General features: G+C 34.3%; 26 protein-coding genes, 1 pseudogene and 1 other annotated feature. Of the genes and pseudogenes, 19 read left to right on the forward strand and 8 right to left on the reverse strand.

Features of this window, described 5'->3' with window-relative positions:
- Window positions 1-21: 21 nt before the first annotated feature.
- The 3 genes and pseudogenes from CIB95_RS01320 to CIB95_RS01330 form a co-directional block, all read left to right on the forward strand.
- Complete coding sequence (locus CIB95_RS01320) at window positions 22-336, forward strand: metal-sulfur cluster assembly factor (RefSeq protein ID WP_094920797.1); 315 nt, start codon at window positions 22-24, stop codon at window positions 334-336.
- A gap of 57 nt (window positions 337-393) precedes the next feature.
- Complete coding sequence (locus tag CIB95_RS01325; RefSeq protein ID WP_094920800.1) at window positions 394-591, forward strand: hypothetical protein; 198 nt, start codon at window positions 394-396, stop codon at window positions 589-591.
- A gap of 15 nt (window positions 592-606) precedes the next feature.
- Window positions 607-924 (forward strand): annotated as a pseudogene (locus CIB95_RS01330) (hypothetical protein); the annotation flags it as partial.
- 266 nt (window positions 925-1,190) lie between these two features.
- On the opposite strand, the gene CIB95_RS01335 reads toward CIB95_RS01330, so the two are convergent.
- Window positions 1,191-2,012 (reverse strand): undecaprenyl-diphosphate phosphatase, encoded by an 822-nt coding sequence (locus tag CIB95_RS01335; protein WP_094920805.1) that lies wholly within the window; start codon window positions 2,010-2,012, stop codon window positions 1,191-1,193.
- A gap of 161 nt (window positions 2,013-2,173) precedes the next feature.
- On the opposite strand from CIB95_RS01335, the gene CIB95_RS01340 reads away from it, so the two are divergent.
- Window positions 2,174-2,353, forward strand: a complete 180-nt coding sequence (locus tag CIB95_RS01340; protein ID WP_094920808.1) for a YjzC family protein — start codon at window positions 2,174-2,176, stop codon at window positions 2,351-2,353.
- Window positions 2,354-2,404: 51 nt separating this feature from the next.
- On the opposite strand, the gene CIB95_RS01345 is transcribed toward CIB95_RS01340, so the two are convergent.
- A complete protein-coding gene (locus CIB95_RS01345) occupies window positions 2,405-2,578 on the reverse strand; it encodes a YjzD family protein (RefSeq protein WP_094920810.1) in 174 nt (57 codons plus the stop codon).
- A gap of 128 nt (window positions 2,579-2,706) precedes the next feature.
- Between CIB95_RS01345 and CIB95_RS16475 the strand changes: the two genes are divergently transcribed.
- The 4 genes from CIB95_RS16475 (at window position 2,707) to CIB95_RS01360 (ending at window position 4,768) form a co-directional block, all read left to right on the forward strand.
- Entirely contained in the window at window positions 2,707-2,835 is a 129-nt protein-coding gene (locus CIB95_RS16475; RefSeq protein ID WP_269844935.1) for a hypothetical protein, read from the forward strand.
- Window positions 2,836-2,926: 91 nt separating this feature from the next.
- The gene (locus CIB95_RS01350) at window positions 2,927-3,670 is read left to right on the forward strand and encodes an alpha/beta fold hydrolase (protein ID WP_094920813.1); all 744 of its coding nucleotides are present in this window, start codon (window positions 2,927-2,929) and stop codon (window positions 3,668-3,670) included.
- A gap of 105 nt (window positions 3,671-3,775) precedes the next feature.
- A complete protein-coding gene (locus CIB95_RS01355) occupies window positions 3,776-4,567 on the forward strand; it encodes an NAD-dependent epimerase/dehydratase family protein (RefSeq protein ID WP_094920816.1) in 792 nt (263 codons plus the stop codon).
- 27 nt (window positions 4,568-4,594) lie between these two features.
- Entirely contained in the window at window positions 4,595-4,768 is a 174-nt protein-coding gene (locus tag CIB95_RS01360; RefSeq protein ID WP_094920819.1) for a ComZ family protein, read from the forward strand.
- Window positions 4,769-4,957: 189 nt separating this feature from the next.
- Here the strand turns inward: CIB95_RS01360 and CIB95_RS01365 are convergent, their stop codons facing one another.
- Entirely contained in the window at window positions 4,958-5,230 is a 273-nt protein-coding gene (locus CIB95_RS01365; protein ID WP_094920821.1) for a hypothetical protein, read from the reverse strand.
- A 163-nt stretch (window positions 5,231-5,393) separates the two neighbouring features.
- Between CIB95_RS01365 and CIB95_RS01370 the strand changes: the two genes are divergently transcribed.
- From CIB95_RS01370 to CIB95_RS01390, 4 genes are all read left to right on the forward strand, one after another.
- Entirely contained in the window at window positions 5,394-6,326 is a 933-nt protein-coding gene (locus CIB95_RS01370; protein ID WP_094920824.1) for a beta-ketoacyl-ACP synthase III, read from the forward strand.
- Between the two features lie 17 nt (window positions 6,327-6,343).
- Complete coding sequence (gene fabF, locus CIB95_RS01375) at window positions 6,344-7,582, forward strand: beta-ketoacyl-ACP synthase II (RefSeq protein WP_094922106.1); 1,239 nt, start codon at window positions 6,344-6,346, stop codon at window positions 7,580-7,582.
- Between the two features lie 99 nt (window positions 7,583-7,681).
- A complete protein-coding gene (locus tag CIB95_RS01380) occupies window positions 7,682-8,524 on the forward strand; it encodes a DUF2268 domain-containing protein (protein WP_094920827.1) in 843 nt (280 codons plus the stop codon).
- A gap of 417 nt (window positions 8,525-8,941) precedes the next feature.
- Window positions 8,942-9,688, forward strand: a complete 747-nt coding sequence (locus tag CIB95_RS01390) for a YjbA family protein (RefSeq protein WP_094920830.1) — start codon at window positions 8,942-8,944, stop codon at window positions 9,686-9,688.
- Window positions 9,689-9,738: 50 nt separating this feature from the next.
- Here CIB95_RS01390 and CIB95_RS01395 read toward each other — a convergent pair whose 3' ends face one another.
- From CIB95_RS01395 to CIB95_RS01405, 3 genes are all read right to left on the reverse strand, one after another.
- Window positions 9,739-11,019, reverse strand: coding sequence for a DUF7852 domain-containing protein (locus tag CIB95_RS01395; protein ID WP_142296444.1), 1,281 nt, complete (start codon window positions 11,017-11,019; stop codon window positions 9,739-9,741).
- Window positions 11,020-11,114: 95 nt separating this feature from the next.
- On the reverse strand, window positions 11,115-12,104 hold the full coding sequence (gene trpS, locus CIB95_RS01400) for a tryptophan--tRNA ligase (protein WP_094920835.1): 990 nt from the start codon (window positions 12,102-12,104) through the stop codon (window positions 11,115-11,117).
- A 51-nt stretch (window positions 12,105-12,155) separates the two neighbouring features.
- Window positions 12,156-12,412 (reverse strand) — a binding site (T-box leader).
- A 54-nt stretch (window positions 12,413-12,466) separates the two neighbouring features.
- The gene (locus tag CIB95_RS01405; protein WP_094920838.1) at window positions 12,467-12,844 is read right to left on the reverse strand and encodes a DUF3899 domain-containing protein; all 378 of its coding nucleotides are present in this window, start codon (window positions 12,842-12,844) and stop codon (window positions 12,467-12,469) included.
- Window positions 12,845-13,167: 323 nt separating this feature from the next.
- Here CIB95_RS01405 and CIB95_RS01410 point away from each other — a divergent pair, with 323 nt between their 5' ends.
- The 5 genes from CIB95_RS01410 (at window position 13,168) to CIB95_RS01430 (ending at window position 19,179) form a co-directional block, all read left to right on the forward strand.
- Window positions 13,168-14,937: a peptide ABC transporter substrate-binding protein gene (locus tag CIB95_RS01410; RefSeq protein WP_094920841.1), complete on the forward strand. Its 1,770-nt coding sequence runs from the start codon at window positions 13,168-13,170 to the stop codon at window positions 14,935-14,937.
- A 163-nt stretch (window positions 14,938-15,100) separates the two neighbouring features.
- The gene (locus CIB95_RS01415; RefSeq protein ID WP_094920844.1) at window positions 15,101-16,057 is read left to right on the forward strand and encodes an ABC transporter permease; all 957 of its coding nucleotides are present in this window, start codon (window positions 15,101-15,103) and stop codon (window positions 16,055-16,057) included.
- On the forward strand, window positions 16,057-17,172 hold the full coding sequence (opp3C, locus tag CIB95_RS01420) for an oligopeptide ABC transporter permease (RefSeq protein WP_094920847.1): 1,116 nt from the start codon (window positions 16,057-16,059) through the stop codon (window positions 17,170-17,172). Before CIB95_RS01415 ends, opp3C begins: the two co-directional genes overlap by 1 nt.
- Before the next feature lie 11 nt (window positions 17,173-17,183).
- On the forward strand, window positions 17,184-18,248 hold the full coding sequence (locus CIB95_RS01425) for an ABC transporter ATP-binding protein (RefSeq protein WP_094920850.1): 1,065 nt from the start codon (window positions 17,184-17,186) through the stop codon (window positions 18,246-18,248).
- Window positions 18,241-19,179 (forward strand): ABC transporter ATP-binding protein, encoded by a 939-nt coding sequence (locus CIB95_RS01430; protein WP_094920853.1) that lies wholly within the window; start codon window positions 18,241-18,243, stop codon window positions 19,177-19,179. The genes CIB95_RS01425 and CIB95_RS01430 overlap by 8 nt, the downstream gene beginning before the upstream one ends.
- A 129-nt stretch (window positions 19,180-19,308) precedes the next feature.
- Here the strand turns inward: CIB95_RS01430 and CIB95_RS01435 are convergent, their stop codons facing one another.
- Window positions 19,309-21,063, reverse strand: coding sequence for a UbiD family decarboxylase (locus CIB95_RS01435; RefSeq protein WP_094920856.1), 1,755 nt, complete (start codon window positions 21,061-21,063; stop codon window positions 19,309-19,311).
- Between the two features lie 198 nt (window positions 21,064-21,261).
- Here CIB95_RS01435 and CIB95_RS01440 point away from each other — a divergent pair, with 198 nt between their 5' ends.
- Window positions 21,262-22,476, forward strand: coding sequence for a putative glycoside hydrolase (locus CIB95_RS01440; RefSeq protein WP_094920858.1), 1,215 nt, complete (start codon window positions 21,262-21,264; stop codon window positions 22,474-22,476).
- Window positions 22,477-22,534: 58 nt separating this feature from the next.
- On the opposite strand, the gene CIB95_RS01445 is transcribed toward CIB95_RS01440, so the two are convergent.
- Window positions 22,535-22,723 (reverse strand): hypothetical protein, encoded by a 189-nt coding sequence (locus tag CIB95_RS01445; RefSeq protein WP_094920860.1) that lies wholly within the window; start codon window positions 22,721-22,723, stop codon window positions 22,535-22,537.
- A gap of 158 nt (window positions 22,724-22,881) precedes the next feature.
- Between CIB95_RS01445 and CIB95_RS01450 the strand changes: the two genes are divergently transcribed.
- Window positions 22,882-23,463 (forward strand): GNAT family N-acetyltransferase, encoded by a 582-nt coding sequence (locus tag CIB95_RS01450; protein WP_094920862.1) that lies wholly within the window; start codon window positions 22,882-22,884, stop codon window positions 23,461-23,463.
- Window positions 23,464-23,545 lie beyond the last annotated feature (82 nt).

The raw sequence follows: 23,545 nt of genomic DNA on the forward strand, positions 1-23,545 counted from the left end.
AATTTGAAAGGAGTTTTTTTGATGAGTAATCATGAAGAAGTAAAAGAACAAATTATGGGTCAACTCGAAACAGTTACAGACCCAGAACTTCACATTGATATCGTTAACTTAGGTTTAGTGTATGACGTTGAAATTGATGATGAGGGTAAAACAGTAATAACAATGACATTAACTTCAATGGGGTGTCCTCTTGCCGGAACGATTGTTGCTGATGTAAAGAAATCTTTAGAAGATATACCTGAAGTTAAGGAAGTTGATGTGAATATTGTTTGGAATCCACCATGGACAAAGGACAAAATGTCTCGATTTGCAAAAATAGCTTTAGGAATTCAATAAGAGTATATTTGGCTGAGAGTTCGTAATAATGACTTTATTTTAATTGGAGGATATATTGTGAAAAAGTTAATAAAAGTTAGTACACTTCTCTTTTTTCTGACATTACTTCCTTTATTAGCAAGCTGTGGTACTTCAGATAAAACTGGAAATACAAATGACATGCCAATCACATTAAAAAATCAAGATGGACAAGAAGTTCAAGTACCAATTGATAATAAGCCTACAGTTATTTTCTTCTTTACAACACACACCTGAGGACATTGTCAAAAGCAACTCGTGCAGTTGCATGAAAATCTCGATCTATTTGAAGACATAAACGTTAAAGTTGCAACAGCTAGTTCTGAGGACGTAACGAATACAAAGAAAATATATAGTGACTTTGCAGCCTACTTCTCAAATGTTATTCCTTTCTTATCAGACCCGGAATTTAAGTTAATAGATTATATGGATATGAAACATGGCGATGTAGCATACCGTGGTTATGGGATTTTAGATGAAGATGGGAACCTAGTCTACTCTAAAATAGATGATTACTGGGGAGACAATATTGAAGAAACTGTCCAAGAAATTAAAGAAAAGCTAAAGTAATTCTAAAAATATAAGCGTTCATATATTTGTTAATTATTTTAAATTTTCACTCAAAATACTTGTACAATGTAATAAAAAAATGTAATATAAATACTAAGCCAAATGTTTTTGTGTAGACAGGCAAAAAGGCTGGCTGTTTCTTGAGGACTTCCCGTTTTAAGTTCTCAAGGCTTTTTTTTGTCTTTTTTTAAAAAAATGGGAAATAATTGCAAAAAAATTATAAATATCATATAAAAAAACCGCTAAATTAGCGGTTTTTTCTTTTTCTACATGAAAAGTATTGTTAAAGTTCCTGCAATGAAACAGTATAAGGAGAAGTAGACTAAGTTACCTTTAGCCATTACTCTCATAAACCAAAGCAATGAATAGTATGAAGCAATAATTGAACCAATAAATGCTAATAAATATGGCAACCATAAAGTGTCAAGCATAGGATCGTTAATTATTTCTGTTCCCTCTAGTAAAAATGTCCCCACACTAACTGGTATGAATAGTAAGAATGAAAACCTAAGTGCAGTTTCTTGCTTCATGCCAAGTCCCATAGCAGCAACGATTGTAGCTCCAGAACGGCTAATCCCAGGAATTAATGCGATAGCTTGAGCAAATCCAACTATGAAGGCATCTCTAACAGACAATTCACTATCTAATTTTCTACCCTTTAAATTACGGATAAACCATAAAGCAAAACCAGTTACAATTAATGCAAAACCAATCACTTTTACATCTTTAAAGTATGCTCCAATTGCATCGCCGAAAAGCAATCCAATCACAGCAGCTGGAATTGTTCCAATAATTAAGTAAATAATAAACATAAAATCAGCTTTTGCCTTTTCGTTCCTTGAAGAAATGAAGGAAAGACCGTTTGCAATTAAACGATAAAGATCTTTTCGATAAATAATTAAAATAGCAATTAATGATCCAAAATTAACTAACACTTCAAAGCTTAAACCTTTAATTGTTAGGCCAAATATATGTTCAGCTAACACTAAATGTCCACTTGATGAGATGGGGATTGGCTCTGTGAATCCTTGAAATAGTCCTAAAAAGCAATATTTTAGTAAAATAATTAATTTTTCTCCATACTCCATTTTATTATTTCCTCCGCTATTTTCTTTTCTATGTATCCTTACTATATATATTATTCAAATGTAAAACCATCACTCAGTTTTGTAAAGGGCTATATGAAAAATAATAAAAGTTAGCAATTAGTGACATACTATTTCAGAATCCTGTGAAAAGGGGTGATTTTTTGGGACAAAGAAGACAATTTAATCCAGGAGATAAAGCACCTAATAATGGATATTATGTAGAAATCGGAGAAACTGGAAGCATGGTGCAAAAGCCTAAACAAGTGCATTTGAAAGCCGGCGACGAATTCCCAGAAACACAAAACCATAATAGAAAATGGTCTTATAAAAGAAAGCCATAAAAAAAGATAAGTAGAGGGAAATTACCTCCCTTTACTTATCTTTTTTCCTTGTTAAGCAGCTTTATCAGGAATAATCGAACCAATAACAAAAATGGCTACTGAAAAAATAACTGCAACAATAGTTGCTAATTGGAAGTTATAATCAATTCCTTGCATGTTAGCAATAACATAATTCATCATGTTACTTAATAACAATGCCCAAAATAATGTCCAAAAGAAACGCATTACATTTTCACCTCATTTACTTCATATGTAAACCAAAGTCGTCTTTATTTTACCACAAAGCATGAAAGAAAATAAATAAGTTTCCTTTGAATAAAATAAGTTAATAAAAATTGTAAGGAGAAATAGCGATGGATGTAAAGCTAGAAGAGTTAAAAGCGCTTTTAGAACAAGAAATTGGGAATTTAACAGAGTACGGAAAAGAAAGAATTATCATTTTGCAAACTGAAATCCTTCATCAAGACGTAAATGGAGAGTAAAAGTACGAAAACTAGGTATTCCCCTTGTCTTTTTTAATGTTTATGCATACGTTATAAAGTACGATACATTTCTTTAAGGCGAGGGGAGAGCATGTGTATTAAGGAACGATATTTTATGATTGAAGACCAATGGAATATCATTCATCTTCCCCATAAACCAAATGGATTTGGCGTGATGATCATAGGTGATACGAACCATTACGTTGATAAGAGGTCCTCGTTATGGATGCAAAATAGTGAACGTAGACACCTGATTCAAGATTTATTAGATAAAGGGTATACTGTTTTTTATTCAAATTTGTTCGGTCGACATTGGGGAAGTAAAAACGCATTGGATGTGAGTGTTAAGCTTTATCATCATGTGATGAAAAATGAAATACTAAACAAAAAAATTCACTTATTGGTAGAAGGAATGGGTGGCCTTTTAGCTTTGAAGCTAATGGAAACACTAGGCGAAAATATTCGTTCTACAGTTATGATAAATCCTTGTCTTTTCTTAAAGGCTCATTTTAATCGTGAAAAAACTAATAAATTATTTTATAAACGATTGAAACGTGAAATTTCTATAGCATATGAAGTAGATGAAAAAGAAGTTGAAGGTTTGTTAAATAAAGATGAATTTTCTTGTGAAAACTTAAAAAGTGAAGTTCCTACAAAAATATGGCATGCAGCCAGTGGTAGTAAATACTTGGTAAGTGATCATAGTCGCTGTTATGAATCATTTCGGAAATTATATCAATCACCAATTGATTTGTCTTTGCACCTAGCAGATGGACGATTTTCTTTTTCAAAACAAATAACACGATTTTTCAAAACAAATGAAAAAGTATTATAAAGTATCTCTATGCATAAATAGCATAGAGATATTTTTATGTTCCGTTCTAAACGATTTACACATACCAATATTATGTAGCGAGAAAAAAATGAGTAGGTGCTAAAGATGAAAGCATTAATTACAAATGTATTTAATAATATTAATTTTGAATTATGTTGTCGTATGTTAGAAGAAGGAAATGAAGTAATTGGCATTGATCAAATGAACAATAGTGAAGATTTAAGCTTTAAAGAAGAAAAGTACATGCATATAGGAAGGAATGCTAACTTTCATTTTATTGATGGCAAATCTGATAACTTTTCAGTTTATACACGGAAAAAATTACGTGATATTGATGTTATTTTCCAAATTCCGCAAAATGATGATAAGACATATTATAAGGCAAAGGAAAATAGTGCCCAAGTTAAATTACTACTAAAACTAGCAAAGGAAAATAATGCAAGAATTGTCTACTTATCATCATATGAAGTATACGGGAGCCTTTATGGAGAAATAAATGAAGATACCGGTAAGAAACCGAAGACTCCGTTTGGGTTACGACTATTTTACGAAGAGGAAATAGTTCAAGAGCAAAAAGATATACCTTACGTAATTATTCGAACTCCAGTAATTTATGGTCATTGGGTTTCAAAAAAAAAGTTAGTAAATATGAAAGCTAGTGACGTTATATTTGTTGATGACGCTGTTCAGGCAATGTTGCTCGCTTCTGAGACGAAATATGTTAATGAAGTATTCAATTTAACAACTCGCTCAGGAGGGATTAGCAGGACATATCGAATTGATGGAACAAAAGCTAAGGAATTACTCGGGTTTAAACAAACGGTATCACTAGAAAAAGGAAAGCGAATACTTTATAATGCAGTAAATAGTAATAAGAAAGAAAATGAAGATAATTAATGATGAATAAAGTAAGGTGGTATAGCAATGGATCAAGATATGAATATGCAATTTATGAGCATTGTAATGAAACATTTACCAGAGGCAAAACAATTATTAGATGACCAAGGAATAGAATTAAACATGGAAGCAATGCAACCTGTAATGAACTTATTGCTTAAGGTCATGAATGAAGCATATGAATTAGGAAAGGCAGAGTAAATTTTTAAAGCATGGAAGGTTTGACTTTTCTTGAAAATAATCCTCACAATTATTCTAATCTCACTTATAGCGTTTATAGCTTCATTTTTTATTAAAAAATCAGCAATATTACTTTTAGCGATTTTTTTATTTTTTTTCTATATGTATTTGAAAAATAAGGGGAGCTAACCTAAATTGGTTAGCTTCCTCTTATTTTTTCTTGAATAATTCAAGTAATGGGGACAATTGTTTAACGACTGGGCCAAGTTCATTGGCTAATGACATCATATTATTAATGTTGTTTGCAAGTGATTCAATATCAACATTTTGTAATTGTTGTTGTAACGAATTTTGTAAAGATCCTGGTTGATTCATATTTTGTGGTTGATTTTGCGTTGGAGGAGGAAATTCACCACCAAACATTAACTGAGAAAAAGGGTCTTCAAATTGTTGATTATAATGATTTTTTTGCTGTTTATCCACACTACTCACCTCCAGTTGAAGTTCATTGAATATAGGTTGAACCCCTTAGTACTTAATATATGTGTATAGGGATTTATTGATTGGACAAAATGACGATTATCATTTATATTAGTACCAAGTCATAATAATAAGTAATAGAAACTGATACAAAGGGGTTCTTAATATGAATGCAGGGATTATTGGAATAGGAAAATACGTTCCTGAAAGGATAGTAACAAATCAAGAATTAGAACAAATGGTAGATACATCCGATGAATGGATTCGTACAAGAACAGGTATTGAAGAAAGAAGAATAGCTGCAGATGATATTGACACATCAGATATGGCATTTTTTGCTGCGGAAAAAGCATTAAAAGACGCAAATATATCAGCAGAAGATTTAGATTTAATTTTAGTAGCAACAGTTACACCCGATCAGCCCTTTCCATCAGTAGCTTGCCTTATTCAAGATCGTTTAGGAGCTAGAAAAGCTGCAGCGATGGATGTTAGTGCTGCTTGTTCTGGGTTTATGTATGGAATGATAACTGCCAAACAATTTATTGAGACAGGAACTTATAAAAATGTACTAGTAGTTGGTTCTGAAAAACTATCAAAAATCTTAGATTGGGAAGATCGCAATACAGCTGTTTTATTTGGTGATGGAGCTGGTGCTGCTGTTATTGGTGAAGTTTCTGAAGGGAATGGAATTCTTTCATTCGAATTAGGATCAGACGGATCTGGTGCAAAGCATCTTTATCAAGATGAATTTGTTCAAATGAACGGTAGAGAAGTGTTTAAGTTTGCTGTAAGACAAATGGGAGAGTCTTCATTAAATGTGATTGAAAAAGCTGGCTTACAAAAAGAAGATGTTGATTTCTTAATACCTCATCAAGCTAATATTCGTATTATGGAAGCTTCAAGACAACGTCTAGATTTGCCAGAGGAAAAAATGTCTTATACAGTTAAGAAATATGGTAATACATCATCTTCCTCTATCCCAATGGCTTTAGTTGAAGAAGTTGAAAATGGTAAAATAAAAGATGGAGATGTAGTAATCCTTGTCGGTTTCGGTGGAGGATTAACTTGGGGTGCGGTTGCACTTCGCTGGGGAAAATAATGAAAGGTGGAATTAGCATGGAAAATAGAAGAGTAGTTGTAACAGGGCTAGGTGCTGTAACACCACTTGGAAATGACGTTGGTTCAACTTGGGAGAATATTAAAAATGGTAAATCAGGAATTGGTCCATTAACTCGCGTAAACGCTGAGGATTTTCCAGTAAAAGTTGCTGGAGAACTTAAAGACTTTGACCCATCTGTATACATGGAAAAGAAAGATGCCCGTAAAATGGATAAATTTACTCAATATGCGATGGCAGCTTCGATTCAGGCAGTGAAAGATGCGAATTTAGTTATTAATGAAGAAAATGCTACTCGCGTTGGTGTTTGGATAGGTTCTGGAATTGGAGGAATGGAAACGTATGAGGAGCAATTCCATAAGTTCCTTAACAAAGGGTACCGTCGTGTATCACCATTCTTTGTGCCAATGATGATTCCGGACATGGCTTCAGGACAAGTTTCTATTGCATTAGGAGCAAAAGGAATTAATTCTTGTACTGTAACTGCTTGTGCTTCTGGAACAAACTCAATTGGCGATGCCTTTAAAGCAATTCAGCGTGGGGACGCTGATGTAATGATTACGGGAGGAACAGAAGCGCCAATTACCAATATGTCCGTTGCTGGCTTCGTTCAAGCAACAGCTTTATCTTTAAATCCAGATATGAAAACAGCTAGTAGACCGTTCGATAAAAATCGTGATGGATTCGTAATGGGTGAAGGTGCAGGTGTAGTGATACTCGAGTCGCTTGAATCTGCACAAAAACGTGGTGCGAAAATCTATGCTGAAATCGTAGGGTATGGATCTACTGGTGACGCTCATCACATTACATCGCCAGCTCCTGAAGGTGAAGGTGGAGCTAGAGCAATGAAGATGGCCTTGGATGACGCAAACGTTGATCCTAACGAAGTAGATTATATTAACGCCCATGGTACAAGTACGGAATATAATGATAAGTTTGAAACGGCGGCTATTAAATCAGTATTTTCAGACCATGCATATAAACTAGCAGTTAGTTCAACAAAATCAATGACCGGACATTTACTTGGAGCAGCTGGTGGTATAGAAGCAATCTTTACTGCAAAGGCGATACATGAAGGAATTTTACCGCCAACAATTAACTACGAAACTCCCGATGAAGAATGTGATTTAGATTACGTTCCAAACGAAGCTCGTAAGCGCGACGTTAACGTTGCGATGAGTAATTCCTTAGGTTTCGGTGGACATAACGCAACAATCGTCTTTAAAAAATTTAATTAAGACAAGAAAGCTATTGAGATATTTCCACTATCTCAATAGCTTTTTTTGTGACCTCAACTCTTTCAATTTCATAATTTGAATGGAAGGGAGTTGATTTATATGAATATCGTAAACACGAAAAAATGGCTTAAAGATTTAGATAATAGCCTTGAAAACCGTAGTATTTTCACTTCAGGTAAGACACTTTTACATGACAAGCTAATTGTTCCTCTAACGGATTACTTCCCTGGTGTAAACTCGTATGAAATTCTTGAATACCTCCAATCACACGGACTTTTTCAAACAAAAGATAGTAATCAAATAAGCAACTTCATAACTTTTCTTACCCAAAAGAAAGTAGAAAAAGTAGTTGCGGCACAACTTAAGAAACTTAAAAAAGAATGGAATGGGCCGAGTGTTAATGTGTTTTTGCTTCCGATTGACGAAGGAAATACTGATTTACTAAAAGAATTAGGATGGAAGTGCGGATTAGGATTCTCAGATAAAACATTTATTTTTTTAAGCGCTAAAGTCTCGTTAAAAGGCTTACTTGCAGTAATTACACATGAATACCATCACGTTTGCCGACTAAAACACAGTAAAAAAGATTTACCTGACTTTAGTTTGCTTGACTCTTTATTAATAGAAGGTTTAGCCGAATTTGCAGTAGAGGAATATGTGGGAGCAAAGCATTTAGCTCCATGGTGTAATCGTTACAATAAAAAAGTGCTGAAACGTTTTTGGGAAAGCACTATGAAAAATAATTTAAACTTAATTGGCAAAAAAAATCATCATTCATTCTTGTATGGAAATGAATCAAAGCTGCCGAAATGGATTGGATATAGCATTGGCTATGACATTGTAAAGTCGATCATTAAACAGAATACTCATTATAAAACTGCTGATTTACTTAATAAAAAAAGTGAAGAATTACTGTCATTATCAACATACAAAATGAAATAAGTTGTCCTATTTTTATAGAAGTTTCATATAAGTAGTTATAAAAAGAAGAAAAGGGGGAAAACAAATGGTAGAAAAGAAAACTCCCTTCTTGTTGTACAAGTTATGATCTTGCGTTTTTTTTTATTATTACTTGGTTTTGGACTAGCTTGTATTGGGGGCATAAGTATTATTGCTTATTTAAACTTAATAACAACAGGTCTGACTTTTACGGAATACTTAATATTTATTAGCTATAAAATAGAGTGCTACTTTTTTCCCGTAGGGGTTATCTTAATTTGGTTTAGTATCTATGGACGTAAATGGGAATGGTAATCAGCTAGGAAAATTATTTAACAAATGGTCTTTAATGGAATAAAATCATTCCCTCCTGACTATACTGAATGTTACATACGCTAGGAAAAGTGAGGGGTTTAAGCCATGTTATATTTACACGATGTATGGGTAAATTGGTTTGAAGGAGAAGAAAATGGATATAATGTGTGTGAATTCCATGAGTGGCGTAAAACTGATTCTATTGAACTTCTCGATCAAGTACCAATATTAAAAATCGATCGTTGTCTATTTAACTATATCGAAAATGATTTAGCGGAAATACCTCAAGCCTTACTAGATGATATTTATCAAAAGGCTTATGCTAGAAAAAATCATCAGAGAATACAACTTGAATATTGTTTCTTAATTACCGATGGTATTGGAATTTTAGCAGTCGATACAATGGGGTACCGTCTACCGATTAGAAAAAGTAGAATTATACCTCGTCAGGCACAGCTAGTGTATGATATGACAGAAAACGCCGACCCAGTTGATTACTATGATTTTCAAGAAGAAGGATTAAGAGAATACCATATACTATCTCCTGCTCCAGATACAATGGCAGGCCTAACTAGAAAAGAGCGTCAACTTAAACAACTTTTATTTATGGCTTTAGATCAATTATACTCTGCAGAAAATATCGCTGAGGTTCGATATTGGTATACAGAATGGAAACCTGAAAAATATGCTGAAAGCCAAACGATGAATGCGGAAGATATGTGGAATGAATTATATAACGATGTACAAAAAGGATGGAGTGCAAAACATGATGCGTATTGTCGAAGCATTATTAAGGGACAACCATTCTTTGAAAAACTTTGGCAATTTGAACAAGAAGAGCGGGTAAATTAAAAAAGCAACAAAAGTGTTGCTTTTTTTGTTTAGGAATATCTCTTTATTTACTAATCGTTCTCCACGACGCCCATTTCAAGTTTTACTTTTTGTAGTTGAAGAATACCTATCTGCACATCTACAGAAAAAGTTGAATGAAATGAACGAAAATTTTCATTTTCACTTTGTTTTTTTGAGTCAGAGATATTAGTTGCTTCATGGAACATAGCTGATATTAATTCAAATTGTATTGGTTCATTATATTCAATTTTATTTCTAATTACTTTCCTGTTTGTTTCATTACTATATTTATCTTCATTTAAAAACGTAAATGACTGCTGATCTAGTAATGATAATAGAGGGGAGCGACTTTCAGGGAATGTTACTGTAGTACAGAACTGAAAGGGGATATCCATTTTTTGTTGTTTCTTCGTAAGAATAGAACCATCATTTCTTTGCTTAGTAGCTGAAGTGTATTCAATCGTTTTGTGAATCTCACATTGTACGTAAAGCTTTCCTTTACAAACTTTATAACTATTTGGTATGAATCGAGTTGGAACAAATTCGCATGCAATGATTGATATGTCGTTAATAGTAGAAGTTATTTCCGAAGCTGCTTCTGATAAAAATACTTCTCCTTCTAGACTTATTGAACATTCTGGTTTAGCTAGCATTCGCAGAGCTTTAATAATATTAGACGAAGATAAAACGTCTTTATTAGGTATTTCTTTTTCAAAACCACTAGTAATTTTGAAACCATAATTCGGATTAGATTTCTCTTCCCGACTTTCTTCTTTACTATCCAAACTATCCAACCCCTCTTTCTTTATTTGAGTTTTATTGTGGTTTTCACTCTCTATTTTTAATGAAGTAGCATCAAACTTTCCTTTCAATTTGTCTAATTCTCTAGATTTAGTTGTAGAATGACCTCTACTATTTTGGATAGATGTTTTACTATTTATCTCATGAACAGATAAGGCAACTTTATTCTCTAAATTATTATCATCCCTTATATATTGAAGATAGGTGGAGAAGAAGTTATCGTTTTCTACATTAGTTTTACTGTCTTTTCTTTTTTTACTGTCTTCATTTGTTTCAATATTTTTGTTCTTTTTTGTTTTTTCATATTTATCGTTACTTGAGTGTTGATTACCGTTGCTTAGATTAGCATTATTTTCGTTTTTTACTCTATTTGTCGTTATTGCTGCAGTATATGGTGTTAGTAGCATTTTTATATACCTTTGCTTTTGCATACTGATATCCTCTCGCTTCAGTTCTAGAGAATTGTTAGGAAGAGGTTCTTCTATTTCCATTTTATTTGGTAATGTATATTTACATTTTTTACACATCATTGCCACCTCCATATAAAAATTTGGATTTAGTAGCTTAGTGATTTTCTTCTTATTCATCTAAAATATGAAAAAACGGATCGGCATATGCCAACCCGTTACTTTCTATTTCTTCCTAAACCCATCGCCTTTTCAACTTTTTTCATCATTTTGTATGCTCTTCGGTTAGCTTTTTCAGCACCTGCATCGAGGATTCGATCAAGTTCGTCAGAATTAATTAGTGTATTATATCTTTCTTGAACTGGTTTTAGCTCGGCTATTACTGCTTCTGCGACATCGTTTTTAAAATCTCCGTAACCTTTCCCAACATATAATTGTTCTAGTTCTTCAATAGATTTTCCAGAACAAGCAGAATAAATTGTTAATAGGTTTGAAATGCCAGGTTTATTTTCTACGTCAAATTTAACAATACCATCAGAGTCTGTTTGTGCACTTTTGATCTTTTTCATAATTGTCTTTTCATCATCTAACATTGAAATAAATGATTTTTTATTATCATCTGACTTACTCATTTTCTTTGTAGGCTCTACTAATGACTTAATTCGCGCACCTACTTTTGGAATGAAAACTTCAGGTACTGTAAAAATGTCATTGTGTTTCCTATTAAAGCGCTCTGCTAAATCTCGAGTTAACTCAAGGTGTTGCTTTTGATCATCTCCAACTGGAACAATATCAGTATTATAAAGTAATATGTCAGCTGCCATTAATGGCGGATAAGTTAATAGACCAGCTGAAACACCATCTTTTCCTGAAGACTTATCTTTATATTGTGTCATACGTTCTAGTTCTCCAACGTGAGCGACACATTGCATTACCCAGCCTAATTGAGCGTGAGCTGGTACCTCAGATTGAATAAATAAAATTACTTTTTCTGGATCAATACCGACTGCCAAATATAATGCAGCTAAGCTTCGGATGTTTTTCCTTAATTCAAGACGGTCTTGAGTAACTGTAATGGCATGTTGGTCAACTATACAAAATAAACAATCATGTTCCTCTTGCAAAGTTACGAAATTTTTTAATGCTCCTAAATAGTTTCCGATTGTTAATGTTCCAGAAGGTTGAATACCTGAAAATATAACAGACATAAAAAACAACTCCTTTTCATTTTTTGCATATAAAAAGGCCCAATCATCCTATAAAGGGACGATTGGACCGTGGTACCACCCTTGTTACTTGTTTCAAATTGAGACAAGTCACTTTGCTAAACTCCTTCAATAGAAGGAATACAGTGTTCTATGTAACGGTAGAACGTTCCGTTAAAGCCTACTAAGAATATCTTTTCGGTTTAAATGCTCAAAAGTCCATTCCATTATGTTCTACTACTAGTTTCCACCAACCACTAGCTCTCTAAAAGTAGGAAATATAATGTACTACTCTTTATCAACGCATGTTTTTCATTAATTTTTAATTATTATATGAGAGTATGGAAAAATATGCAACATTTAATTTATATTGCTGAATAAGCAAGAAACATAGTAACGATAAATAAGAAAATACCCGAGATAATCATAGCAGGCATATATGTAAAGGATAACCTTTTAATTTCATTATCATTCGTATTTTCTCCTTCTAGCTCGGCTAAATACTTTCCTTTGCGAGTAATACTTTTATATACACGTTTAAAGGAATAATTAATAGCAGTGAAAAGGCCACCCTGAATTACGAACAGCGTACCACCTACTATTATTAAAACTAATGAAATCATAAATAAATTATTTATAAAAGCTGTAAATAAATTTTCATTTGCTGTAAACAATAAAAATAGGCTACCCAATAATGTACTTATTATTGTTAAGTAAAGAGCTCGTTTCAATTGTATTTTCATAATATCCTCCGTTTTGTAAAAGTTAAGTTATTGTCATTATAGTGAAAAGAATAATATAGGACAACTTAACCTGATTAAATAGGGGATTTTGAATATATAACTGAAAATTTTAACAATAAAAACTAATTACAAAAGTGAATTTATATGGGTAAAAAGACCTAATTTACGTAACATAAACGTAATAAATAAAGCATTTGTCACAAAAGTATAAAAAAAATGAATGCAAAATGTTTTGAAAACTTGTATAATAACAATTGTAGGTGAGACAAAATAAAAAATGGTTTCACCGAAAAGGTTTTTAAAATAGAGGAGGGTATTTACTCATGAAAGCAAAATGGTCAATTTTTGCTGTTCTAGTACTAGTTATGAGTTTACTTCTAGCTGCTTGTGGTGGCGACAAAGAAGAAACACCTAACGAAAACGGAACAGACGAGCCAGGTACAAACGAAGAAAATAACGGTACTGATGATCCAGAAGAAGATGGAGACACTACAGGATTTGTAGCTCCAGACGCTTCTGAATTACACGATGAGCAAGTTTTAAACTTATTAGGTGGTTCTGAGATTCCTTCAATGGATACTACTCAAGCTACTGATGCTGTTTCATTCACTGTAATGAACAACGTATTTGAAGGTTTATACCGCATGAGCTGGGAAAACACTCCAACTCCAGGTGTAGCTGAATCTGTTGACATTAGTGAAGATGGAATGACTTACACTTTTAACTTACGTACAGACGCAGTATGGAGCAATGGTACTCCTGTAACTGCTAACGATTTCCTTTATGCTTGGAAGAAAGCTTTACACCAAGATACATTATCTCCATACGCTTTCATCATGTCACCAATCAAGAATGTTAACGCAATCATTGGTGATTCTGACGAAGGTGAAGATCATGAATTATACGGTAACGTTGACGCTTTAGGTGTTACGGCTACTGATGAGCACACTTTAGTTGTTGAATTAGAGCAACCAACTGCTTATTTCTTAGGATTAACTTCATTCCCAACTTTCCACCCTCAAAACGAAGCTTACGTTACTGAGCAAGGTGAAGAGTATGGTTTAGAAGCTAACACTTTAATCTACAACGGTCCTTTCGTACTTAGCGATTGGAAGCATGACGAAGGTTGGACTTATACTAAGAACCCAACTTACTGGGATGCTGAAACTGTAATGTTAGATGCAATTAACGTTAAAATCGTTAAAGAAGTTGCTACAGGTCTTAACCTTTACAAAACTGGTGAAGTTGACCGTGCTGGTTTAAGCTCTGAGCACGTTGATACTTACAAGAACGATCCTGAATATGCTGATCAATTCAAGACTTCTAAGTCTCCAGTATTATTCTACCTAAAGTTTAACCAAAAGAACGAATATTTAGCTAACTTAAACATCCGTAAAGCATTAAGCTTAGGTTGGGATAAGTTTGGTTTAACAAACGAAATCCTTGCTAACGGATCAACTCCTGCATACTTCCATGTTCCAACTGATTTCGTTTATGACGAGAATGGTGAAGACTTCCGTGCTAAATACGGTGACTTCAACGTGGAAGACAAGACAAAAGCTGCTCAATACTGGGCTGACGGTCTTGCTGAATTAGGAACTGACGCTATCGAAGTTGAATTATTAAACTATGAAGGTGACAGTGCTCGTAAGATTGGTGAATACTTAAAGAACCAATTAGAAGGTACTTTACCTGGATTAACTTTAACAATTTCTCAAATGCCATTTAAGCAAAAGCTTGCTCTTGAAGATGCTGGCGATTACGAGATCTCATTCTCTGGATGGGGACCTGACTACCAAGATCCAATGACATTCATTGACATGTGGGTAACTGGTGGTAACTACAATGACTTAAGCTACTCAAATGCTGAATTTGATAAGTTAGTAACAGATGCTAAGAAGAGCTCAGACTTTGCAGCTCGTTGGGATATGTTACAAGAAGCAGAGCGTATTCTTTTAGAAGAAGACTTCGCTATCTGCCCAATGTACCAACGTGGAAGCAGCTACCTAGCTCAACCATACGTGAAGAATTACACAATTCACCCGTTTGGTCCAGACGTATCTTACAAGTGGACTTACATCGAAAAGCACTAAGTCTATTTGTTAAAAAAGCTTTAACAGGAGAGTATATGTCGTCCTGGCATATACTCTCTTTTTTCCTGTCTATGCAAAAACGAACTGAAAATAAAGAATATTCTGTTTAAACGACAATTCGACAATAATCATGTATAATAAATATCTATGAGGGGGTGTTGAAATGGTAAGATATGTTCTCGGTCGTATAGGATTTATGGTAGTTACTTTATTTATCATCGCAACATTAACGTTCTTCTTAATGCAGACGTTACCGGGATCGCCATTTAACAATGAGGACAAACTAACAGATACACAAAAGGCAAGATTATATGCAAAGTATGGATTAGATGATCCAATACCAGTTCAATACGTAAAGTACTTAGGTGAAATGTTACGAGGAGACTTCGGGGAGTCATACCAAAGTGATGGTCGACCTGTAACTCGTATGATTACTGAGCGAATTGGACCATCAGCATTTATCGGTGGCCAAGCTATGGCTATTGGTACTTTCTTAGGTCTTCTGTTAGGAATAATAGCTGCACTAAGGCATAACACATACGCCGATTATGGTGTAATGGTCTTCGCAGTAGTTGGTACATCGATACCATCGTTCGTATTCGCCGCTGTATTACAATTATACTTCGGGGTTTATTTAGAAATTTTACCTGTAGCTTTATGGAACAGTGAAGCTCAAATTTTCGAGTGGGCGTACTTGAAATATACTGTTTTACCATCAGTAGCACTTGCAGTAGGTGTTATCGCTGGTATTGCACGTTTCATGCGTACTGAAATGCTTGAAGTATTAGGACAAGATTATATTATAACAGCACATGCTAAAGGCCTTTCAAAAGGTACAGTAGTAATTAAGCACTCAATTCGTAATGCTTTAATACCTGTTATAACAATTGCTGGTCCAATGACTTTAGGTATTATGACTGGATCACTCGTAATTGAAAAAATATTTGCCGTTCCTGGATTAGGTCGTCTATTCGTAGACTCCATTGTTACGAATGACTACACTGTAATTATGGGATTAACAATGTTTTATAGTGCATTATTCGTTGCTGTAATTTTAATTGTTGACTTACTTTACGGTGTAATTGATCCTAGAATACGTTTAGCTGGGGGTAAATCGTAATGGATAAAAACGAAACTAAAATTACAAAAGATTTGTTTGAGCCAGCTAATATTGATAAAAATGCAGGAGAAAAGATTGAGCGTAAAAGCTTAACTTTCTGGCAAGATGCATGGATTCGTTTAAAAAAGAATAGAGGTGCCATTGGTGGTCTATTCGTTATCTTATTCATCATTTTAATGTCATTAGTTGGACCGTATTTCAATTCCTATGGAATTGATGATCAAAACATTTATCGTAAAAACTTACCACCTAAAGTTCCAGTATTAGAAAGTGTTCCTTTCTTAGGATTTGCTGGTAATAATATTAAAGGTGAAGATGAATACGCTAAGAAATATTACAAAAATATAGAAACAGCTAAAGAATATCGCGAACTGCGTCGTATCCCTGAAGGTGAGACGGATCAAACGCTTCAAGATATTCAAGAATTTAACCCAAATACAGATTATTTCTGGTTTGGTACAGATGACTTAGGTCGTGATGTATTTACACGTGTATGGTATGGAACTCGTATTTCCTTATATATCGCGTTCTTAGTTGCATTCATTGATTTAATTATTGGAGTAGCTTATGGTGGCGTATCTGCATTCTATGGTGGACGTGTCGATAATGTCATGCAACGTATTGTTGAGATATTAGTAGGTATTCCAAACTTAATCTTAATTATCTTCTTCATTTTAGTTTTAGACCCTGGAATATTATCAATCACATTAGCGATGGTAATTACCGGCTGGGTAGGGATGTCCCGTATCGTTCGTGGACAAATTCTGAAATTAAAAGAACAAGAATTCGTACTTGCTTCTAGAACTTTAGGATCAAGTGATAGTCGTTTAATTTTCAAACATTTAATTCCGAATACTTTAGGACCAATCATTATTACAGTAATGTTTACAGTTCCTGGAGCAATTTTCTTCGAGGCATTCTTAAGCTTCATCGGTTTAGGTTTACAACCACCTATCGCATCATTAGGGGTTATTGTTAATGACGGATTTAAATGGATGACAACATATCCTCATACTGCTTTCGTAGGTTCTGCTGTAATTTCAGCGCTTATGATTAGTTTTAATATCTTTGGTGACGGTCTGCGTGATGCATTAGACCCTAAAATGCGTAAATAGGAGGGGAGAACATGGAAAAAATCTTAGAAGTGAAAGACTTGCAAGTTTCTTTCGATACGTATGCTGGGGAAGTTCAAGCTGTACGTGGAGTAAGCTTTGATTTACGAAAAGGAGAAACTCTTGCAATCGTAGGTGAATCTGGATCAGGAAAATCAGTAACATCTAAAAGCTTAATGCGTTTAATTCCAAGCCCTCCGGGAAGAATTAAAAATGGTCAAGTTCTTTTCGAAGGAAAAGACTTAACAAAGTTATCTGAACGTGAAATGCAAGATATTCGTGGTTCTGAAATCGCAATGATTTTCCAAGATCCAATGACATCTTTAAACCCAACAATGACGATTGGGAAGCAAATTACAGAAGGATTGCGTAAGCACCAAGGACTTAATGCTTCAGCAGCGAAAGTTCGTGCAATTGAGCTATTAGATATAGTAGGTATTCCTAATCCTGAGATTCGTATTAGTCAATATCCACACCAATTCTCTGGTGGGATGAGACAACGTGTTGTTATTGCAATTGCTTTATCTTGTAATCCGAAAATTTTAATTGCGGATGAGCCTACAACGGCTTTAGACGTAACAATTCAAGCACAAATTCTTGAATTATTAAAAGATTTACAAGAAAAATTAGGTATGGCAGTTATCTTTATTACACATGACTTAGGTGTAGTGGCTAACATTGCAGACCGTGTGGCTGTAATGTACGCTGGGAAAATTGTTGAAACTGGTCAAGTAGAAGAAGTATTCTACAACCCTCAACACCCATATACATGGGGTCTACTAGGGTCTATGCCAAGTGTAGATGCTACTGATGAAGAATTAATTGCAATTCCAGGTACACCACCTGATCTATTAAAGCCACCTATTGGTGATGCTTTTGCTCTACGTAGTGATTATGCAATGAAAATTGACTTTGAAATGGAACCACCAATGTTCAAAGTGACTGATACTCACTCAGCAGCTACATGGCTATTACATGAGGATGCTCCTAAAGTAGAACCTCCTGCAATAGTTAAGAAAAGAATGCGCCCTGTCAACTCGCAAGCGGCAGGCAAGAAAGAGGGTGCAAAGAATGACTGATACTCGTGAAAAATTAGTTGAAATAAAAAACTTAAAACAACACTTTAAAGTAGGACGTAACGTCGTTAAAGCTGTTGATGGTTTAACATTTGATATTTACCGTGGAGAAACAATCGGACTTGTAGGTGAGTCTGGTTGTGGTAAATCAACAACTGGTCGTACAGTTATTCGTCTTTACGATGCAACAGACGGTCAAGTTCTGTTCGAAGGTGAAGATGTTCACGGTAAAAAATCTGTAAAAGAACTGAAAAAGTTCAACCGTAAAATGCAAATGATCTTCCAAGACCCATACGCATCATTAAACCCGCGTATGACAGTTGCCGATATCATTGCTGAAGGTATTGATATTCACGAACTAGCGAAAAACGATCAAGAACGTATGGAAAAAGTTTATGAATTACTTGAAACAGTAGGATTAAACCGTGAACATGCGAACCGTTTCCCACATGAATTCTCAGGTGGACAACGTCAACGTATCGGAATCGCTCGTGCACTTGCAGTAGACCCTGACTTCATCATTGCCGATGAGCCAATCTCTGCACTTGACGTATCAATTCAAGCGCAAGTAGTAAACTTAATGAAAAAGCTGCAACGTGAAAAAGGGTTAACATACCTATTCATCGCGCATGACTTATCAATGGTAAAATACATCTCTGATCGTATCGGAGTAATGTATGCTGGTAAACTTGTTGAGTTAGCAGATAGTGAAGAGCTGTATCGTAACCCGATGCACCCTTACACAAAAGCATTATTATCAGCAATTCCTCTTCCAGATCCAGATACAGAGCGTACGCGTAAGCGTCTAGTATTTGATCAAAGTCAATTAGATGACAGTGAAGAGCCAGAATTCCGTGAAGTAACTCCAGATCACTGGGTTTCTTGTACAACGAAGGAATTCGAAAAGCTTAAAGAATTAAATACTGTAAAATAAATAACTAATAGATGAAATAGGTATAAGTATCTTAATATAGGAGAGAAAATTAATGAAAAACAACTTATTTTACCTATTTATTTGTTCTTTATTTGGAATTATTTCATTACTAGTAATGATGACTACTCCTTAGAAATACTCCTTCCAACGCTTAGATACTTTTTCTGCAATATCTTTTCTCGGTTCAACAACGTCTGGGTAAAAAGGTTTCATTCTCGCATCAATAATAATAGGACCATTATATTGAATAGTATTACGGACAATTGTCGCTTGTGCATATAAATCAAATGCAGGATCAAATCGAGTAAATGTAGACCATAAGAAACTTGTTTGAGAAGAAGCAACCTCAGCATCATCAACGATAAATACAACTTGCCAATCTTTAAGTTGCTCTTGGGCATGATCGACTAAAATTTGACCATAGTTTTCAGCTTCACTAAATGACGGACCTTGGATGCAGAGACATCCGCCACAATAAGGTTTTATATTTTTTGCTTGTGGAATTTCCCCTCCTCTGTACTCAAACGTTAAATCGCGAACTTTTTCACCTACACCAGTCATAATAGCTTTACTACCAATATTAAACTTTCTACCAGTGTAATCTAACGTATCCATTGATGTATCTGTCATAATGTGGATATCACGTGCAGGTTGGAAGCGTTCTAAAACTGCTTCAAATAGTTCTTTGAAATTTTCAAGATGGACATGCTGATCAGTCACAATTAAAAACTTTGTTAATGTTAATTGCCCTTCGCCCATAATTCTTAAGGCATGTGCGAAAGCTTCCTTATAGTATGATTCACGGACAACTGCACTTGCTAAAGCATGCTGTCCACTTTCCCAGTAAGACCATAAATTTTTGACGCCATTCATAACGACAGGGTATAAAGGGCTAAACATTTCTTGTAAGAAATCTGCAATATAAGCATCCTCTTGTTTCGGTTTTCCTACGACAGTTGCTGGATATATTGCATCTTTTCGTTTCCACATATGTTTTACATCGAATACAGGGAAATCATGCTCCCATGAATAATAACCATAATGGTCACCAAATGGTCCTTCTGGCTCTCGAATATGGGGAGGTACAATTCCTCCTATTGCGTACTCAGCTTCTGCAATAAGTGGGTGTGGATAATCTTTCACGTTAACAACATTAAGTTTTTTACCCATTAAGAAGGAAGCAAATAATAGTTCTGGAACTGCTTCAGGTAATGGTGAAATAGCAGCAATCATTAATGCTGGTGGACCTCCGATAAATAAAGTTGTTGGTAACGCTTGATTTCTTTGTTCAGCTTCAAAGTGGTGAAAGCCCCCACCTTTATGTATTTGCCAATGCATGCCAGTTTTCGCTTTCTCTTTTACTTCAATTCGATACATTCCTAAGTTATGTTCTTTTTTTTCAGGATGTTCGGTGTAAACAAGAGGAAGCGTGACAAATGGGTTACTATCTAAATGGTACCCAGTTAATGCTGGTAATTGTGTTAAATCAACATTGTTTGTATATGACTCCATTATAGGCGCATTTTTTGGAGCTACTGTTTTCATGCCAACTTTAATTAGATCTCGAAACATGTTCCGCTTGTCATAAAGCGTACTTAATTTAGGTGGCATGAGATCATCAATTGATTCAACAAGTTCTTTCATTAATTTTTTAGGTTGCGAACCAAATGCAATTTCCATACGTTTAGCAGTTCCAAACATATTTGTAACAACTGGAGTATTACTGCCTTTCACATTGGTAAAGAGAAGTGCAGGACCACCTTCATCAATGACACGACGGTGAATCTCAGCAATTTCTAAATAAGGATCAACCTCAGCATTAATTTCTATCAAGTCTTTTTCTTTTTTTAATTCAGTTAGAAACGATCGTAAATTTGTATGCATAATACACCTCTTAACTATAGGATTCCACCATTTATTATACCTAGTTTCTGCTAATGTGGGAAATTTAGTTACGTTTATTAACATTGATTTTGATAAAAACTTAAAATAAGGACAAAAGTTTGATGAAAAATGTTAACGGTTTTTCTAAATGTCATTTATAATAAAGGAAGACACATATATAAAACTGGAGTGGGGAAAATGGGAAAAAAATTATTACAAATTAGTATGATGTTAACGTTAATTTTTTCATGGACAAGTTTCTCTGTAAAAGCAGAGGAAGAAGAAAAGAAAACTGTAACAGTGAACTTGCATGACGAGAAGCAAATTGCCTTACAAGTTAAGGCCCAAGTAAATGAAAAGCCAAGGTTTAAGTATGATTCTGGAATAGAATTCACTTATCCAGATGCAGTTCGTGGAGTTTATGTAACGAGTCACTCTGCTGGTGGAGCAAGGTTTCAAGATTTATTAAAGTTAATTGATACAACTGATTTGAATGCAATGGTTATCGATATTAAAGATGACTGGGGTAATTTAACTTACAAACCTGATGAAAGCTCTCCATATTACGATATTAGCCAAAATTACATTAAAGATGTCAGGGAAATGCTTCAAGTTTTAAAAGAGAAGGAAATATATCCTATTGCTCGTATTGTAGTGTTTAAAGATACTGTATTGGCTAAAAACAAACCAGAATACTCTTACAAAGAAAACGGTGAAGTTTGGAAGAACAGACGTAGTGAAGCATTTGTAAATCCATTTATTAAAGAAGTTTGGGATTACAATGTTGGAATCGCTATTGAAGCAGCTAAATTAGGCTTTAGAGAAATACAATTTGATTATGTTCGTTTCCCTGAAGGGTTTGAATGGCGCGATGAGATTTTAGAGTATAGCATGGGTGACTATGAAAACTTAGATATGGATAATGTTCAGAAACGAGTTCAAGCAGTTACGGACTTTGTAGCTTATGCAAAGAAAAAACTTGAGTATTATGATGTTGACGTATCCGTTGATATCTTTGGTTATTCTGCAACAATCCCAGAAGCACCAGGAATTGGACAAAACTTTTCGAAAATTTCTGAGGAAGTAGACGTTATTTCATCAATGATTTATCCAAGTCATTGGACTTCATATTTTGGGATAGCGAAACCTGATTTAGAACCATACAAATTAGTTTTGGAATATGCAAAAGTTGAAAATGCACGACTTGCTGAGCTTGAGACTCCTCCAACATCTAGACCATGGATACAAGACTTTACAGCTAGCTATTTAGGAGCTGGAAATTATTTAGTTTATGGAAAAGAAGAAGTCGAAGCACAAATTCGCGCTTTAAATGAACAAGGAATATTTGAATTTTTACTTTGGGATGCTGGCAACACTTATACAGAAGGTGTAGACTATACTCCTCTAGATTAAATAATCAATAAAAAAAACACTGCTCAAAAATGGGCAGTGTTTTTTCTTTAAAGTTAAATTATTTTTTTCGTCCTCCGACTGGACGCCAGCCAGTTTGTGTTTTTGCAGACTGCTTTACAAAGTAGTTTACATCTTTTCTTCTTGAGAATAGCTTCTCGCCTATTCCATTCGTAATTGGTCCTAAGAAAGCAGTTAAGCCAATAATTAGTAAGGCAAGAAAAGTAAATTCAATAAAGTACGAAATCATTTCGTAACCTCCAAAATATTTATCCTAATCTTTATTTTAATAAATTTTATCACATAATAGAAGTAAAAAGATATAAACGAACAAAAGTAGTGAAAAAGAGCAAGAATATGTGCATATGTTATAATTGTAAAGGAATGAAAAATTTGAGAGGTGACTCGATGCATTGGTATGAAAAACTGAATCAATATTTTCCTGTTGAGGAAATGAAATCAAAAGAACATATGGAGCTGTTACTTTCTGAAAAAGGTGATATTTATCATAAGGATGAAGGTGAATATCATGTCCTCATGTATGTTGAATTAAAAGATTTTATTTTTATTGATTATTTATTTGTTTCCTCAAAAGCAAGAGGGCAAGGATTAGGACACAAATTAATTAATAAGCTTAAAGAAAAAGGAAAACCGATAATTTTAGAGGTTGAACCTGTTAACTATAAAGATACAGATACTGAAAAGCGTCTGAAATTTTATAAACGAGAAGGATTTGAACACGCACAAGCAATTGGGTATGCTAGAAGATCTTTAGCTACAAAAGAAATCAATGAAATGGAAATTTTATACTGGTCTCCAGAACAAGAATCAGAAGAAAGTATTTTTGAAAAAATGAAAAAGACGTATGAAGAAATTCATACATACAAAGATAAGCAGCTTTATGGAGAATCTTACCAAGATGTTGAGGATGTATTATCTTTTGATGAAGAGGATAAAGAAGATATTCTTGAAGATATCGACTCCAAATAATATGCAAAAGGCAATCGGATTTAAAGAATCCAATTGCCTTTTTAATTTCCTCTTCAGTAAGTTGTTCAATATACAGAATATA

Origin of the sequence: Lottiidibacillus patelloidae, from assembly GCF_002262935.1 — a bacterium.
Lineage (GTDB): Bacteria > Bacillota > Bacilli > Bacillales > SA5d-4 > Lottiidibacillus > Lottiidibacillus patelloidae.

What these genes read in the sequence shown, in the direction of transcription:
- CIB95_RS01430 (WP_094920853.1), top strand. Translation starts at nt 18,241, where the DNA reads ATGACTGATACTCGTGAAAAATTAGTTGAAATAAAAAACTTAAAACAA.
- CIB95_RS01380 (WP_094920827.1), top strand. Translation starts at nt 7,682, where the DNA reads ATGAATATCGTAAACACGAAAAAATGGCTTAAAGATTTAGATAATAGC.
- trpS (WP_094920835.1), bottom strand. Translation starts at nt 12,104, where the DNA reads ATGTCTGTTATATTTTCAGGTATTCAACCTTCTGGAACATTAACAATC.
- CIB95_RS01395 (WP_142296444.1), bottom strand. Translation starts at nt 11,019, where the DNA reads ATGATGTGTAAAAAATGTAAATATACATTACCAAATAAAATGGAAATA.
- CIB95_RS01390 (WP_094920830.1), top strand. Translation starts at nt 8,942, where the DNA reads ATGTTATATTTACACGATGTATGGGTAAATTGGTTTGAAGGAGAAGAA.
- CIB95_RS01405 (WP_094920838.1), bottom strand. Translation starts at nt 12,844, where the DNA reads ATGAAAATACAATTGAAACGAGCTCTTTACTTAACAATAATAAGTACA.
- CIB95_RS01370 (WP_094920824.1), top strand. Translation starts at nt 5,394, where the DNA reads ATGAATGCAGGGATTATTGGAATAGGAAAATACGTTCCTGAAAGGATA.
- CIB95_RS01355 (WP_094920816.1), top strand. Translation starts at nt 3,776, where the DNA reads ATGAAAGCATTAATTACAAATGTATTTAATAATATTAATTTTGAATTA.
- CIB95_RS01335 (WP_094920805.1), bottom strand. Translation starts at nt 2,012, where the DNA reads ATGGAGTATGGAGAAAAATTAATTATTTTACTAAAATATTGCTTTTTA.
- CIB95_RS01410 (WP_094920841.1), top strand. Translation starts at nt 13,168, where the DNA reads ATGAAAGCAAAATGGTCAATTTTTGCTGTTCTAGTACTAGTTATGAGT.
- CIB95_RS01425 (WP_094920850.1), top strand. Translation starts at nt 17,184, where the DNA reads ATGGAAAAAATCTTAGAAGTGAAAGACTTGCAAGTTTCTTTCGATACG.
- CIB95_RS01445 (WP_094920860.1), bottom strand. Translation starts at nt 22,723, where the DNA reads ATGATTTCGTACTTTATTGAATTTACTTTTCTTGCCTTACTAATTATT.
- fabF (WP_094922106.1), top strand. Translation starts at nt 6,344, where the DNA reads ATGGAAAATAGAAGAGTAGTTGTAACAGGGCTAGGTGCTGTAACACCA.
- CIB95_RS01415 (WP_094920844.1), top strand. Translation starts at nt 15,101, where the DNA reads ATGGTAAGATATGTTCTCGGTCGTATAGGATTTATGGTAGTTACTTTA.
- opp3C (WP_094920847.1), top strand. Translation starts at nt 16,057, where the DNA reads ATGGATAAAAACGAAACTAAAATTACAAAAGATTTGTTTGAGCCAGCT.
- CIB95_RS01450 (WP_094920862.1), top strand. Translation starts at nt 22,882, where the DNA reads ATGCATTGGTATGAAAAACTGAATCAATATTTTCCTGTTGAGGAAATG.
- CIB95_RS01435 (WP_094920856.1), bottom strand. Translation starts at nt 21,063, where the DNA reads ATGCATACAAATTTACGATCGTTTCTAACTGAATTAAAAAAAGAAAAA.
- CIB95_RS01320 (WP_094920797.1), top strand. Translation starts at nt 22, where the DNA reads ATGAGTAATCATGAAGAAGTAAAAGAACAAATTATGGGTCAACTCGAA.
- CIB95_RS01350 (WP_094920813.1), top strand. Translation starts at nt 2,927, where the DNA reads ATGTGTATTAAGGAACGATATTTTATGATTGAAGACCAATGGAATATC.
- CIB95_RS01360 (WP_094920819.1), top strand. Translation starts at nt 4,595, where the DNA reads ATGGATCAAGATATGAATATGCAATTTATGAGCATTGTAATGAAACAT.
- CIB95_RS01440 (WP_094920858.1), top strand. Translation starts at nt 21,262, where the DNA reads ATGGGAAAAAAATTATTACAAATTAGTATGATGTTAACGTTAATTTTT.
- CIB95_RS16475 (WP_269844935.1), top strand. Translation starts at nt 2,707, where the DNA reads ATGGATGTAAAGCTAGAAGAGTTAAAAGCGCTTTTAGAACAAGAAATT.
- CIB95_RS01345 (WP_094920810.1), bottom strand. Translation starts at nt 2,578, where the DNA reads ATGCGTTTCTTTTGGACATTATTTTGGGCATTGTTATTAAGTAACATG.